Below are 14382 nucleotides of genomic sequence, written 5' to 3'. Positions count from 1 at the left end.
CATGTCCGCCCACGCCCCGTCGCAGCCCCTGCGGCTCGGAACGCGCGCGAGCCTGCTCGCCACCACGCAGTCCGGGCTGGTGGCCGACGCGATCACCGCAGCCACCGGCATCCCCGTGGAGCTCGTGCCGATCACCAGCGACGGCGACGTGCTCACCGGCCCGCTGGCCCAGATGGGCGGCACCGGGGTCTTCGCGACCGCGCTGCGCGACGCGCTGCTGCGCGGCGAGTGCGATCTGCTCGTGCACTCCATGAAGGACCTTCCGACCGCGCCGTTCCCCGGCATCGTCGTCGGCGCTGTGCCGCAGCGCGCGCCGCAGCGCGACGTGCTGTGCGCCCGCGACGGTCTGACGCTCGCCGAGCTCCCGGAAGGAGCGCGGGTGGGCACCGGGTCGCCGCGCCGCGTGGCCCAGCTGCTCGCGCGCCGTCCCGACCTCGACGTCCAGGACATCCGCGGCAACGTCGACAGCCGGCTCCGCACGGTGTCCGACGGCGTCCGGGATGCCATCGTGCTCGCGGAGGCCGGACTGCGCCGCATCGGGCGCGACGCCGCGATCACCGAGGTGCTCGATTGGCCGACCTCCGCCGCACAGGGGGCGCTCGCCGTCGAGATCCGCGCGGACGATGTCGATGGACCCATCGGGAAGGCGGTGCGCAGCGTCGACGATGCCGATGCCGCCGCCGCCGCGTTCTGGGAGCGCGACGTGCTGCGTCTGCTCGAGGCCGGATGCGCAGCACCGGTCGCGGTCGACGCCGTGCGCGCGGGGGCGGAGATCGCCCTGGTGGCCGAGGTCTACGCGCTCGACGGCACCGGCGTCGTGCGGGCGGAGCGTCGCGTCGCCGCCGCCAGCACACCGCAGGAGCGCACCGCTGCCGCCGCGAGCGCCGTCGCCGAGCTCCTGGCCGGGGGAGCGGCCGACCTGGCCGACCTCGCCGGGACGTCGCGATGACCGCCGGGAGCGCCGACGGCGCGCTCGCGGGCTGCCGCGTGCTGATTCCCCGCGGAGGTGCGTGGGGGGAACGCGTGCGCGCCGAGCTCGCCCGGCGCGGTGCGACCGGCGTCATCGCGCCGTTGATCTCCTCGGCGCCGCCGCGCGACACCGAGGCGCGCGACCGTGCCTTCGCCGCGCTCGCCGACGGCGCATACGCCTGGCTGTTCGTCACGAGCGCGGCGAGCATCGAGCAGATCGTCGCCCACGGGGTCCGTGTCCCGGCGACGACGCGCATCGCCGCCGTGGGCCGTGCGACGGCCCGCGCGGCCACAGACGCCGGGTTCGAGGTCGACTTCATCCCGGCAGGCACCTCCTCGGGAACGGCGCTGATCACCCAGTGGTGCGCCGGACGCGAGCCCGCTGCCACCGGGCGGTGCCTGGTGGTGCGCTCCGACCTCGCCCAGCCCGTGGTCAGCGACGAGCTGGAACTGCAGGGCTACGCCGTCGACGTGTGCATCGCGTACCGCACCATCGGCGTCGACCTCGCGCCGGAGACCGTCGCCGAGCTGCGCGCCGGCGAGTTCGACGTCGCGCTGCTGACATCGCTCAGCGTCGGCCGCGAGCTGCGCCGTCAGGTGTGGCCCATCCCGTCGCGTACACTCGTCGCGTCGATCGGTCCCGGCACCACCCGGGACGCCGCGCAGCTGGGCTATGCGGTCGGCCACACCGCACAGACGCAGAGCATCGATGCGCTGGTGGCCGAGCTCGACGCCCGTCCGTCCTCCCTGCGATCCGAGGAGACCCCATGACCGCGTTCCCCGCCCGCCGCCCCCGCCGTCTGCGCGGCACGCCGGCTCTGCGCCGCATCGCCGCAGAGCACGTGCTCGTCCCGGCGCAGCTCGTGCTGCCGGTGTTCGTCAAGGAGGGCGTCTCCGCTGCCCAGCCCATCGCGAGCATGCCCGGCGTCTCGCAGCATCCGATCGAGGAGCTGCCGGCGGTCGTCGAGGAGGCCGCAGCGGCCGGCCTGGGCGGGATCATGCTGTTCGGCGTGCCCGCCCAGCGCGACGCGCGGGGGACGGGGGCGACGGATCCGGACGGCATCCTGAACCGGGCGATCACCGTCGCCCGTGACGCCGCGCGCGGCCGCCTGACCGTGCAGGCCGACCTCTGCCTCGACGAGTTCACCGACCACGGCCACTGCGGTGTGCTCGACGCCGCCGGAGGCGTCGACAACGATGCGACCCTGGAGATCTACGCGCGGATGGGCGTCGCCCAGGCCCGCGCCGGTGCCGACCTGCTCGGCCTGTCCGGCATGATGGACGGCCAGGTGGCTGCGGTGCGCGCCGCGCTGGACGAGGCGGGCTTCGCGCACGTGGCGATCCTCGCCTACGCGGCCAAGTACGCGTCGGCCTTCTACGGGCCGTTCCGCGACGCCGTCGAATCCACCCTCCAGGGGGACCGCCGTACCTACCAGATGGCGCCCGCGAATGGCCGGGAAGGTGTCGAAGAGGCGCTCCTCGACATCGCCGAGGGCGCCGACGTGGTGATGGTCAAGCCTGCCGGGCCCTACCTGGACGTGCTCGCCAGGGTCGCGGAGCGCTCCACCGTCCCGGTGTGGGCGTATCAGGTCTCCGGCGAGTACGCCCTCATCGAGACCGCGGCGGCAGCCGGGCTCATCGAGCGGGAACGCGCGATCGGCGAGACGCTGATCGGCATCCGCCGGGCCGGCGCCGAGGCCATCCTGACGTACTGGGCGATCGAGGCGGCCGGCTGGCTGCGCGCGGGGAAGGAACTGGGATGAGCCGCAACGAGGAGCTCTTCGAACGGGCCAGGGGCGTCATCCCCGGGGGCGTGGACTCGCCGGTGCGGGCCTACGGCTCGGTCGGCGGCACACCGCGGTTCTTCGTGTCCGGCTCTGGTCCCTATCTGACCGACGCCGACGGACGGGAATACGTCGACCTCGTCGCCGGCTGGGGCCCAGCGCTCGTCGGGCACGCCCACCCGGAGGTCATCGGGGCTGTCGTCGAGGCAGCCCGGCGGGGCCTCTCCTTCGGAGCACCGGCCCCGGCCGAGGCGGAGCTGGCGGAGGAGATCCGCCGCCGCGTGCCCGCCGCCGAGCGACTGCGCCTGGTGTCGACCGGCACGGAGGCGACCATGACCGCGATCCGCCTGGCCCGTGGCGCGACCGGCCGTGATCTGCTGGTGAAGTTCGCCGGTCACTACCACGGACACTCCGACGGTCTGCTCGCCCAGGCCGGCTCGGGCCTGGCGACCCTCGCGCTGCCAGGGTCCGCAGGCGTTCCGGAGGCCGTCGCGGCGCAGACCCTCGTGATCCCCTACAACGACCGCGCTGCGGTGGAGGAGGTCTTCGCCGCGCACCCGGACCGGATCGCCGCGATCATCACCGAGGCGGCAGGCGCCAACATGGGCGTCGTACCGCCCGCGCCCGGCTTCACGGCCTTCCTCGCCGAGACGGCGCGACGCAACGGCGCCCTGCTCATCAGCGACGAGGTGCTCACCGGCTTCCGCTCCGGCCCGTCCGGATACGGCGGCGTGCTGCGGGACGCGGGGGAGGACGTGGCGCCGGATCTCGTCACGTTCGGCAAGGTCATCGGCGGCGGTCTTCCCGTCGCGGCCGTCGGGGGGCGGGCGGACATCCTCGACCTGCTCGCGCCGACCGGGCCGGTGTATCAGGCCGGGACGCTCTCCGGCAATCCGGTGGCGGTCGCCGCCGGCCTGGCGACGCTGCGCCTGGCCGACGCCGAGGTCTACCGTCGCCTGGACACGGCAGCGACGACGGTGGCGGATGCCGTGAGCACCGCGCTGGGTGCTGCCGGTGTGCCGCACGTCGTGCAGTGGGCCGGCACGCTGTTCAGCGTCTTCTTCGGGGACGCCGTGGCGTCGGGCGTTTCGGACTATGCCACCGCGACCCGGCAGGACACCGCGGCGTACGCGGCGTTCTTCCATGCGATGCTCGACGCCGGGGTCTCGTTGCCGCCCTCGGCGTTCGAAGCGTGGTTCGTCACCGCGGCGCACGACGACGCAGCCATCGACAGGGTGCTCGCCGCGCTGCCGGACGCGGCGCGCGCCGCGGCGTCCGCCTGACGGCGCAGGGCCGGCGCCCGGCGCCGGTCAGCCGGCCGGCGCCGGTTCCGCGTCGTCGAGCACCGGCGGCGCCGCTGCGATGTGACCGAGCTGCCGCCAGACCAGCACGAGCGTGACGGCGGAGAGCACGAACGCAAACCACCAGGGCGCGGTCGGCCCCCACGCCTGCGCGATCGTGCCGCCGATGGCCTGGCCCAGCACGAGCCCGCCGAACAGGCCGACCATGTTGACCGATCCCACCCGGCCCTGCAGCTCGTGCGGCACGAGGCGCTGGCGCACGGTCGTCGAGATCGTGCCCCAGACGAACGCGTAGGCACCGTAGCCGAACATGATCACCAGAGCGACCCAGCCCGTGGTCGTGAGGGCGAACGCGACGTGCATGAGCACCTCGAGTGTGAGGCAGATCCGCATGAGGGTCACGAAGGAGACGTGCCGCTCCAGCCACCCGAACGCGAAGGTCGACAGCAGGCCGCCCACGGCGGCCGCCGAGGTCAGGGCGCCGTACCCGACGGGGCCCATGCCGAGATAGTCGGTGGCATAGAGCACCAGGACGCCCCAGGGTGCCGCCCACGCGACGTTGAACACCAGGATGACGAGGACGAGCGTGCGCACCGGAGGGTTGTGCCGCACCCAGCGGACGCCCCCGGCGATGTCGTGGATCACCCGGCGTCGGTCAGCCCCCGCCGCTCTGCCCGGCACCGGGGAGCTGGCGATCCGCGAGACCAGCACGACGGCGAGCGTGACGCACAGCACCTGCACCACGAACGGCCATGCCGTGCCGATCAGGAACAGGGCGGCTCCCAGTGGCGGACCGGCGAGCTGGTTGGCGACGAGGTAGCCCGCCTGGAGCCGGGCGTTGCCGATGCCGAGGTCGGCGGAGCGCACCATGGACGGCAGCAGGGTGCTGCTGGTGGTGTCGGCGAACACCTCCGCGGTGCCGTAGATGAACGACACCGCCAGCACGAGTGCGATGTTCGCCGTTCCGGTGACGAGGAAAGCCACGAGTGCCAGCACCACGACCGCCCGCACGCCGTTGGCGAGCATGACCAGCTTCCGGCGGTCCATCCGGTCGGCGATGGCCCCGGCATACAGACCGAACAGCAGCCAGGGCAGGAACTGCAGCATCGCACCGGAGGCCACCAGGATCGGCGAGCTCGTCATCGACGCGATCAGCAGCGGGGCGGCGGCCAGCGCGATGCCGTCGCCGATGTTGCTGGTCCAGGAGGATGACAGCAGCCAGCGGAAGTCACGGCCGAGGCGACGGGGCGCGATGAGGTCGCCGAGGGAGGGCATCCGTCGATCCTAGGGCGGGAGCGTCGCGGAAAACAGGCAGCAGGCCCCGCAACAGGCCGTTCCCTGCGGCAGCCGCCTGTCCTGGTGCTGTTCGCCTGTTCTGGGGCGCGGATGTCGGCGCGCGGGGCGCATGCGCGAGAATGGCTGGATGACCGTCACCCTCCTTGGCGCCGCCGAGATCCGCCGGCTGGCCGCCGACCTCGACGTGACCCCGACGAAGAAGCTCGGCCAGAACTTCGTGGTCGATGCCAACACGGTGCGCAAGATCGTGCAGGCCGCCGATGTCCGCGCGGGGGAGAGCGTGGTGGAGATCGGCCCGGGCCTGGGCTCGCTGACCCTGGCGATCCTCGAAACGGGCGCCGCGGTGACCGCGGTCGAGATCGACTCCCGGCTCGCCGCCCGCCTGCCCCAGACCGCCCGTGAGCACGGGGTGGCGGAGGGCGCGCTCACCGTGGTCGAGGCGGATGCGCTGCGCGTCACGGACGTTCCTGGTGACCCCACCGTGCTGGTGGCGAACCTGCCGTACAACGTCTCGGTGCCGGTGCTGCTGCACTTCCTCGAGACGTTCCCCGCCCTGCAGCGGGGCGTGGTGATGGTGCAGGCCGAGGTGGCCGAGCGGCTGGCCGCACCTCCTGGCTCGAAGATCTATGGCGCCCCCTCGGCGAAGGCCGCGTGGTACGGGACGTGGAAGCTGGTCGGAACCGTGTCGCGGCAGGTGTTCTGGCCGGTACCGAACGTGGACAGCCTGCTGGTCGGCTTCGTGCGCGACGCGGAACCGCGGGCCTCGGAGGAGGTCAGGCGACGCACCTTCCAGGTGATCGACGCGGCCTTCCAGCAGCGGCGCAAGATGCTCCGCCAGGCTCTGTCCGGGTTGTTCGGCGGCAGCTCCGCCGAGGCGTCGCTGGTGCTCGAGCGCGCCGGTGTCGACCCCACCCTGCGCGGCGAACAGCTCACCATCGAGGATTTCGAGCGCATCGCGCTCTCCTGACCCCCCCACCCCCGCGCGAGCGGCCACGCGGTGTCGCTATTACCGGGAAATAGCGACACCGCGTGGCCGCTCGCGAGCAGCGCTAGCCTGGTGCGATGACCGAGTCACGCTTCCGCCCGGATGTCGCAGACATCCACCGTCCCTATGCCGCCGCTCCCGAGCGATACCAGCGCTTCGCGTACCGCCAGGTCGGCTCGTCGGGACTGTACCTGCCGCCGATCTCGCTCGGGCTGTGGTGGAACTTCGGCGACAACATCCCGATGGACGACCAGCGCCGGCTCATCCGCCACGCCTTCGACAACGGGATCACCCACTTCGACCTGGCCAACAACTACGGCCCGCCCTACGGCTCCGCCGAGAAGAACTTCGGACGTCTGCTGGCCGAGGACCTGCGGCCCTATCGTGATGAGCTCATCATCTCGTCGAAGGCCGGCTGGGACATGTGGCCGGGACCCTATGGCGACCTCGGCAGCCGCAAGTACATCCTCGCGAGCGCTGAGCAGTCGCTCACCCGCATGGGCCTGGACTACGTCGACGTGTTCTACTCGCACCGCGCCGACCCCGTGACCCCGGTCGCCGAGACCGTCGCAGCCCTCGACACCCTCGTGCGCCAGGGCAAGGCGCTCTATGTGGGGGTCTCCTCGTACAGCGCGGAGCGCACCAGGGAGGCGGTGGAGGTCGCGCGCGAGCTCGGTACCCCGCTCGTCATCCACCAGCCGGCGTATTCGATCCTCAACCGGTGGATCGAAGACGGCCTCACCGACACGCTCCGCGACGCCGGCATGGGCGCGATCGCCTTCACTCCGCTCGCCCAGGGCGTCCTGGCCGATCGCTACCTCGACGACGGCACCGCCGACCGCGCGCAGCGTCGGCGCTCGCTGCCCGACCGGCCGCTGTCGGAGGACACCCTCGAGGTGCTGCGCGCGCTGGCCGAGATCGCGCGGGACCGCGGTCAGAGCCTCGCGCAGATGGCGTTGCAGTGGGTGCTGCGCGATGGCGTCGTCGCCTCCGCTCTCGTGGGTGCCTCGCGCACGGCGCAGCTCGATGAGAACATCGCCGCGGTCGACGGCCCGGCCTTCGACGCCGACGAGCTGGCCCGCATCGATGCTCTCGCCGGACGCATCGACGTCGACCTCTGGGCCGGCTCCGCGAGCATCTAGGAGGCGGCGATGGCATCCGCGCGCCGGAGTGTGCACGTGCGTGCGCCGGGCAAGATCAACGTCTACCTGGCGGCGGGCCCGCGCCATGCCGACGGCTATCACGCGCTCGCGACGGTGTTCCAGGCGGTCTCCCTCTCGGAGGACGTCATCGCTCGTCCCTCCGATCTGTTCACGATCGAGGTGACGGACGCGCACACCGGCGCGGAGGTCGCCGGTGTTCCTCTCGACGACCGCAACCTGGCCATGCGCGCAGCACACGCCCTCGCCGCCGCCACCGGCCACCGTGGCGGGGTGCACCTGGAGATCCGCAAGGGCGTGCCGGTGGCCGGCGGCATGGGCGGGGGGTCGGCGGATGCCGCGGCCGCCCTCGTCGCCTGCAATCGGCTGTGGGGCACCGAGCTGCCGGCCGCCCGGCTGCACGAGCTGGCCGCTCGGCTCGGCGCGGACGTGCCCTTCGCCCTCCACGGCGGAACCGCCGTCGGCACGGCCCGCGGCGATCGGCTGAATCCCGCGCTCGTCGGCGGGCGCTTCGACTGGGTGCTCGTCACGAACGACGAGGGGCTGTCGACACCGCGCGTGTACGAGCGACTCGACGAGCTGCGTGCCGACACGGGCGCGCTCGCCGATGACGAGGCTGAGCCCTTCGACGTGCCCCCCGCCGTGCTGCAGGCGCTGCGCGCCGGCGACGCGGCACGCCTGGCGGATGCGCTCCACAACGATCTGCAGGAGCCGGCGCTCGCCGAACGCCCCGGTCTCGCCGATGTCCTCGCCGCCGGCCGGGAGGCGGGCGCACGGGGCGGCCTGGTGTCGGGGTCAGGGCCGACGGTCGCGCTGCTGTGCGAGACCCCGCGGGAGGCGGTCTCGGTGCAGGAGCGCCTGGCGGCCGACGGACACCGCGCGGTCCACGCGTATGGAGCGGTGCCGGGCGCGCGGGTCATCGCAGCCGCCTGATGCGCGATCGTCCTCCGCCGGAGCGGCGATAAGCCGGATGCGGCGGCTCCCAGAAGCCGCCGCACCCGACGCGGGGTGTCAGTCCTGTCCCAGGGTGCCCAGGTACAGACCGATGACTTTCGGGTCGTTCAGCAGCTCGCGTCCTGTGCCGGTGTACGCGTCACGGCCCTGGTCGAGAACGTAGCCGCGGTCGCAGATCTGCAGGCAGCGGCGGGCGTTCTGCTCGACCATGATCGTGGTGACCCCTGCTTTGTTGATGTCGGACACCCGGATGAACGCATCGTCCTGTTTGACCGGCGACAGGCCGGCAGACGGTTCGTCCAGCAGCAGCACGGTCGGGTCCATCATGAGTGCTCGCGACATCGCGACCATCTGGCGTTCGCCGCCGGAGAGCGAGCCGGCGCGCTGGCCGAGACGCTTGCCGAGCTCCGCGAAGATGCTCGTGACGAACTCGAGCCTCTCCGCGAACGCCTTCGGGTTCTGGTAGATCCCCATCTGCAGGTTCTCCTCGATCGTCAGCGAGGGGAAGACGTTGTTCGTCTGGGGCACGAACCCCACGCCGCGGCGCACGAGCTGGTCGCTCTTGAGCCCGATGACGCTCTCACCGTTGACGGTGATCTCCCCGGCGCGCACCTTCACCATGCCGAAGATCGACTTCAGCAGGGTGGACTTGCCCGCTCCGTTCGGCCCGATGATGCCGATCAGCTCGCCCCGGCGGGCGACGAGGTTGGCGCCGTTGATGATGTTGATGCCGGGGAGATACCCGGCGTCGAGGTCGGTGATGCGGACGACGACGTCGTCGGAAGCGGCGGGTGTGGTCACTTGTCCTCCTTGGCGGCGTGGATAGCCTGCAGGTCGATGCGTCCGGTCACGGCGCCCAGGTCGAGGTCCTGGTGGGCCCCGAGGTAGGCGTCGATCACCGCCTGCTCCTTCATGACCGTCTCGGGCGGCCCTTCTGCGACCACGCGGCCTTCTGCCATGACCACGACCCAGTCGGCGATATGGCGCACCATGTGCATGTCGTGCTCGACGAACAGCACCGTCATCCCGAGGTCCTTCAGATCCAGGATGTGATCGAGCAGCGACTGGGTGAGCGCCGGGTTGACCCCGGCCATCGGCTCGTCGAGCATCACCAACGTGGGGTCGCTCATGAGGGCGCGTGCCATCTCGAGCAGTTTGCGCTGGCCGCCGGACAGCGAAGCGGCGTAGTCCGACTCCTTCGCGTCGAGCTTGAACCGGGCGAGGAGGTCGCGCGCCTTCGCCTCGTTCGCCTTCTCCTGCGCTCGCCAGATGACGGGCAGCAGGCTCGCCCAGAAGCTCTCGCCGGCCTGGTGCGGAGCGCCGAGCTTCATGTTCTCCAGCACGGTGAGCAGGCCGAGCGCCTTGGTGAGCTGGAAGGTGCGCACCTGCCCCAGGCGGGCGGTCTTGAACGCCGGGATGCCGGCGAGGGACCGGCCGTCGAACGACCAGCTCCCCGAGTCCGGCTTGTCAAATCCGCTGAGCAGGTTGAACAGCGTGGTCTTCCCTGCGCCGTTCGGGCCGATGAGGGCCGTGATGGCGTTGCGCGGGATCTCGAGGTGCTCCACGTCGACCGCCGTGAGGCCGCCGAAGGTGCGGCTCACACCGTCGACGACGATGATCGGGTCGACCTTCGCGCATCCGGGCGCTGCGGTTCCGGTGTGGAGTCCTGTGGTCTTCTCCCGGCGCACCGAGACGGCCGCTGCGGCGGCCTCCGCCTGTTCAGCGGGGGCGGGGCCGGGCTCCAGACGCTCGGCGGGGGATTGGTCGTCCGGGCCGGGCGCGGACGGGGACTGGGGGGACGGCGATTCAGCGGACAAAGGTCAGCTCCTTCTTGCTCCCGAGGATGCCCTGCGGCCGGAAGATCACCAACAGCATGAGGGAGACACCGATGAGGATGAAGACGAGCGCCTGCTGCCCTTCGCGGCTGATGCCGAAGAGCAGGCCGGCGTCGCCCATTCCGGCGAGCAGGTTGGACAGGAACGCGCGCACGGCCCAGAAGAGGATCGCGCCGAGCACCGGCCCGAAGATGGTCGCGGCCCCTCCGAGGAGGAGTGCGGTCCAGACGAAGAACGTCTGCGAGGTCATGTAGACGTTCGGGGTGACGTTGGTTCCCATCGCGGTGACCACCCCGCCCGCGGCGATGATGACACCGCCCACCACGAGGGCCTGCAGCTTGAAGGCGAAGGTGTTCTTGCCGAGCGCCCGCACGGCGTCCTCGTCCTCGCGGATGCCGCGGATGACGCGCCCCCAGGGGCTGCGCATCAGCGTCCACACCAGCAGCACCGCGATCGCGATGGTGGTGAGGCCGATGATGATCACCCACCACTCGTCTGCGGTGTAGACCCAGGGGCCGAAGCCGTGGCGGCCGGCCGGGAGCGGGTTGTTCTCTCCGCGGAACTGGCGCTGGAAGCCGAACAGGCCGTCCGAGGAGCCGGTGTACTTGCGCCAGACGGTGGTGAGGAACAGCAGGCGCAGCACCTCGGCGGCCGCGATCGTGACGATCGCCAGGTAGTCGCCGCGCAGCCGGAGCGTCGGTATGCCCATCACGAGGGCGAACACCGCCGACGCCGCGAACGCGATCAGTGCGGCCACCGGCCAGGGCAGGCCGAAGGTGAGGATGGAGATCGCGAACGAGTAGGCGCCGATCGCCATGAAGCCGGCGACGCCCATGTTGAGCAGCCCGGCGAAGCCGAAGTGCACCGAGAGGCCGATCGCCGCGAGGGCGAAGCCGAGGGTGGTCGGCGCGAGGATCTGGCCGAGGGTGTTGGAGAGGATCTGCACGAAGTCCATGGCCGGTCCCTACCCGATTCGCTCTCGTCGACCGAGGAGGCCCTGCGGTCGGAACAGAAGGATGACGATCAGCACCACCAGGGCGCCGGCGTACTTGAGGTCGGAGGGGATCCACAGCGTGGACACCTCCACGATGAGGCCGACGATGATCGATCCGATCAGCGCGCCGAACGCGGTGCCGAGCCCGCCGAGCGTGACCGCGGCGAACATCAGCAGCAGGATGCCGGTGCCCATGTCCCAGCGGATGCCGGGGCGGAAGTATGCCCACAGGATGCCGGAGAGACCCGCGAGGACCGAGGCGATGACCCACACGGATCGTACGACGCTGTCGACGTTGATGCCGCTTGCGGCAGCGAGAGACGGGTTGTCCGAGACGGCCCTGGTGGCACGGCCGAGCCGTGACTTCAGCAGCCAGAACGCGAAGGCGATGATCACGATGATCGAGATGCCCATGCTGATGGCGTCGGTGATGGTGAGCCGGATCGGCCCGAGACCGGCGATGTTGCTCTGCGAACCGCCCGGCAGGCGCAGCACGTCGCCGCCGAGGAAGAGGAGGAAGACATAGCGCAGGGCGAGGGAGAGGCCGATCGAGACGATCATGAGCTGCACGATGCCGATGCCCCGGTGCCGGAGCGGTCGCCAGATGCCGGCGTCCATCGACCAGCCGAAGGCGGCGGAGGCCAGGAGCGCGAGCGGGATGGCGAGCCAGATCGACAGCCCGAGCCCGGCCGAGAAGAGCAGTGCCGCCCCGGCGCCGAAGGTCACCATCTCACCGTGTGCGAAGTTCGACAGGCCTGTTGTGCCGTAGACGAGGGAGAGGCCGATCGCGGCGAGGGCGAGCATCAGGCCGAAGTTCAGCCCGTTCACCAGGCGTGAGGCCAGCTGGTCCCAGAAGCTCGCGGTGTTGCGCTCGCCGGCGGTGAGGGTGAAGTTGCTCGTGGCCGAGCTGCCGCTTCCGAAGGTGACCTCCCGCTCCGTGGCGAAGCCCTCCGGCACCTCGACACCGTCCGGCAGGCTGTCGACGTCGAGGGAGATGACCCAGGTGCCGTCCTTGCTCGGCACCCCCAGCTGGGCCTGTCCCCGTTCGTTGGTCAGCGCTTCACCCTCGTAGTCGTCGCCGGAGACGGTGACGGTGACATCGGGGAGCGGCTCGCCGGCGGAGCGCACGTTGGTGATGATCGTGAAGGGAAGGTCGACCTGGTCTCCGCCATCATCGGTCTCGGCGGACGCGGGAGCGGCGAGCCCCAGCACCAGGCCGAGAGTGAACAGGACGGAGAGGAGTACGGTCGCTGTCGGACCGGCCTTCCTGCCTCTCCGGGGACGACGAATGAACGCCACGGGCACCTCCATTGGTTCCTCTGGCCACGGGCATCCCGGGGTCTGATCTCGATAGACCTGAGATCGGGTCCCGGGTTTCCGAGATCGGGTCTCGGTGTGCCCGAACGTACTCATGGATTGTTGCGTGCGGGTTTCCTCACCGCAACCGGTCTGAGACAACAAGAGGTCTCGATCCGATTACCACCGCTGCGCGATCCGGTTCTTCTCGTCCGGCCGCGCGACGCGCCGCCGCCCGTCGTTGACGCACCGTAGAATCGGACGTACGGTTCGCGCGTGCGAGAGGATTCCCCAGTCAGATGAGCGATGAGCGTCACGACCCCTTCGGTTTCACAGGACTCACCTACGACGATGTCCTGCTCCTTCCGGGGCACACCGACGTCATCCCGAGCGAGGCGGATACGTCCTCGCGCGTGACGCGTCGGATCACCGTGGCGACGCCGCTGCTCTCCAGCGCGATGGACACGGTCACCGAATCGCGGATGGCGATCGCGATCGCGCGTGAGGGCGGTCTCGGTATCCTGCACCGCAACCTCTCGATCGCCGAGCAGGCATCCCAGGTCGACCGCGTCAAGCGCAGCGAATCCGGCATGATCACCGACCCGATCACCACCACGCCGGACTCCACGATCGCCGAGGTCGACGCCCTGTGCGCCACGTACCGCATCTCCGGTCTGCCCGTGGTGGACGAGGGCGGGCACCTCATCGGCATCGTGACCAATCGCGACATGCGCTTCGTCGACGAGAGCCTGCGCACCGTCACCCAGGTGTCCGAGGTGATGACGAAGGACGGTCTGGTCACCGCCGAGGTCGGCCTGCCCGCCGACCAGGTGCTGGCGCTGTTCGCCAAGCACCGCGTGGAGAAGCTTCCGCTGGTGGGCGACGACGGGCGCCTGGCGGGGCTGATCACCATCAAGGACTTCGACAAGAGCGAGAAGTACCCGCTGGCCACCAAGGACGAGCAGGGCCGCCTGCGCGTCGGCGCCGCGATCGGGTTCTTCGGAGACGCGTGGGAGCGCGCGTGCGCGCTGCGCGATGCGGGCGTTGACGTGCTCGTCGTCGACACCGCCAACGGCCAGTCCGCCGGCGTCATCGACATCGTGCGGCGCCTCAAGGCCGACCAGAGCTTCGACGGCGTCGACGTCGTCGGCGGCAACGTCGCCACCCGCGAGGGCGCCCAGGCGCTGATCGATGCCGGTGTCGACGCCGTCAAGGTCGGCGTGGGGCCTGGTTCGATCTGCACCACCCGCGTGGTCGCCGGGGTGGGTGTGCCGCAGATCACCGCCGTGTACGAGGCGTCGCTCGCCGCGCGGCCGGCGGGCGTGCCGATCATCGCGGACGGCGGTCTGCAGTACTCCGGCGACATCGCCAAGGCCCTGGTGGCCGGTGCGGATGCCGTGATGCTTGGCTCCCTGCTCGCCGGCACGGACGAGTCGCCTGGCGAGGTCGTCTTCCAGGGCGGCAAGCAGTTCAAGATGTACCGCGGCATGGGTTCGCTCGGTGCGCTGCAGACGCGCGGCAAGAAGACCTCCTACTCCAAGGACCGGTACTTCCAGGCGGACGTGCCCAGCGACGACAAGCTCATCGCGGAGGGGATCGAGGGCCAGGTGGCGTATCGCGGCCCGGTCTCCGCGGTCGCCTATCAGCTCATCGGCGGACTGCGGCAGTCGATGTTCTACGTCGGCGCGCGCACGATCGACGAGCTCAAGGCGAACGGCCGGTTCGTGCGCATCACGCCGGCGGGCCTGAAGGAGTCGCACCCGCACGACGTGCAGATCATCGTCGAGGCGCCGAACTACAAGCGCTGA

13 protein-coding genes are annotated in these 14382 nt (G+C 71.0%); 8 read left to right on the top strand and 5 right to left on the bottom strand.

Features of this window, described 5'->3' with window-relative positions:
* The first annotated feature begins 1 nt into the window (after position 1).
* From hemC to hemL, 4 genes are read left to right on the top strand one after another with little or no spacing between them, the layout of a single operon-like run.
* Entirely contained in the window at positions 2–949 is a 948-nt protein-coding gene (gene hemC / locus AC3RXY_RS00435; RefSeq protein WP_491508905.1) for a hydroxymethylbilane synthase, read from the top strand.
* Positions 946–1740: a uroporphyrinogen-III synthase gene (locus AC3RXY_RS00430; protein ID WP_491508904.1), complete on the top strand. Its 795-nt coding sequence runs from the start codon at positions 946–948 to the stop codon at positions 1738–1740. Before hemC ends, AC3RXY_RS00430 begins: the two co-directional genes overlap by 4 nt.
* Positions 1737–2732: a porphobilinogen synthase gene (hemB, locus tag AC3RXY_RS00425; protein ID WP_491508903.1), complete on the top strand. Its 996-nt coding sequence runs from the start codon at positions 1737–1739 to the stop codon at positions 2730–2732. The genes AC3RXY_RS00430 and hemB overlap by 4 nt, the downstream gene beginning before the upstream one ends.
* On the top strand, positions 2729–4036 hold the full coding sequence (gene hemL / locus AC3RXY_RS00420) for a glutamate-1-semialdehyde 2,1-aminomutase (protein ID WP_491508902.1): 1308 nt from the start codon (positions 2729–2731) through the stop codon (positions 4034–4036). The genes hemB and hemL overlap by 4 nt, the downstream gene beginning before the upstream one ends.
* Positions 4037–4063: 27 nt before the next feature.
* On the opposite strand, the gene AC3RXY_RS00415 is transcribed toward hemL, so the two are convergent.
* On the bottom strand, positions 4064–5329 hold the full coding sequence (locus AC3RXY_RS00415) for an MFS transporter (protein ID WP_491508901.1): 1266 nt from the start codon (positions 5327–5329) through the stop codon (positions 4064–4066).
* 148 nt (positions 5330–5477) lie between these two features.
* Here AC3RXY_RS00415 and rsmA point away from each other — a divergent pair, with 148 nt between their 5' ends.
* From rsmA to AC3RXY_RS00400, 3 genes are all read left to right on the top strand, one after another.
* A complete protein-coding gene (gene rsmA, locus AC3RXY_RS00410) occupies positions 5478–6317 on the top strand; it encodes a 16S rRNA (adenine(1518)-N(6)/adenine(1519)-N(6))-dimethyltransferase RsmA (protein WP_491508900.1) in 840 nt (279 codons plus the stop codon).
* A gap of 95 nt (positions 6318–6412) precedes the next feature.
* Positions 6413–7477, top strand: a complete 1065-nt coding sequence (locus tag AC3RXY_RS00405; RefSeq protein ID WP_491508899.1) for an aldo/keto reductase — start codon at positions 6413–6415, stop codon at positions 7475–7477.
* Positions 7478–7486: 9 nt separating this feature from the next.
* A complete protein-coding gene (locus tag AC3RXY_RS00400) occupies positions 7487–8428 on the top strand; it encodes a 4-(cytidine 5'-diphospho)-2-C-methyl-D-erythritol kinase (RefSeq protein WP_491508898.1) in 942 nt (313 codons plus the stop codon).
* 78 nt (positions 8429–8506) lie between these two features.
* On the opposite strand, the gene AC3RXY_RS00395 is transcribed toward AC3RXY_RS00400, so the two are convergent.
* The 4 genes from AC3RXY_RS00395 to AC3RXY_RS00380 form a co-directional block, all read right to left on the bottom strand.
* Positions 8507–9250, bottom strand: a complete 744-nt coding sequence (locus AC3RXY_RS00395; protein ID WP_491508897.1) for an ABC transporter ATP-binding protein — start codon at positions 9248–9250, stop codon at positions 8507–8509.
* On the bottom strand, positions 9247–10137 hold the full coding sequence (locus AC3RXY_RS00390) for an ABC transporter ATP-binding protein (RefSeq protein WP_491509390.1): 891 nt from the start codon (positions 10135–10137) through the stop codon (positions 9247–9249). Before AC3RXY_RS00390 ends, AC3RXY_RS00395 begins: the two co-directional genes overlap by 4 nt.
* 118 nt (positions 10138–10255) lie before the next feature.
* Positions 10256–11239, bottom strand: coding sequence for a branched-chain amino acid ABC transporter permease (locus tag AC3RXY_RS00385; RefSeq protein WP_491508896.1), 984 nt, complete (start codon positions 11237–11239; stop codon positions 10256–10258).
* A 9-nt stretch (positions 11240–11248) separates the two neighbouring features.
* Positions 11249–12589 (bottom strand): branched-chain amino acid ABC transporter permease, encoded by a 1341-nt coding sequence (locus AC3RXY_RS00380; protein ID WP_491508895.1) that lies wholly within the window; start codon positions 12587–12589, stop codon positions 11249–11251.
* A 284-nt stretch (positions 12590–12873) separates the two neighbouring features.
* Here AC3RXY_RS00380 and guaB point away from each other — a divergent pair, with 284 nt between their 5' ends.
* Positions 12874–14382: an IMP dehydrogenase gene (gene guaB / locus AC3RXY_RS00375; protein WP_491508894.1), complete on the top strand. Its 1509-nt coding sequence runs from the start codon at positions 12874–12876 to the stop codon at positions 14380–14382.

The organism is Microbacterium longlingense, from assembly GCF_058349825.2.
The sequence above is the reverse complement of the archived record's forward strand: the minus strand, read 5'-3'. Positions and strand labels throughout refer to the sequence as shown.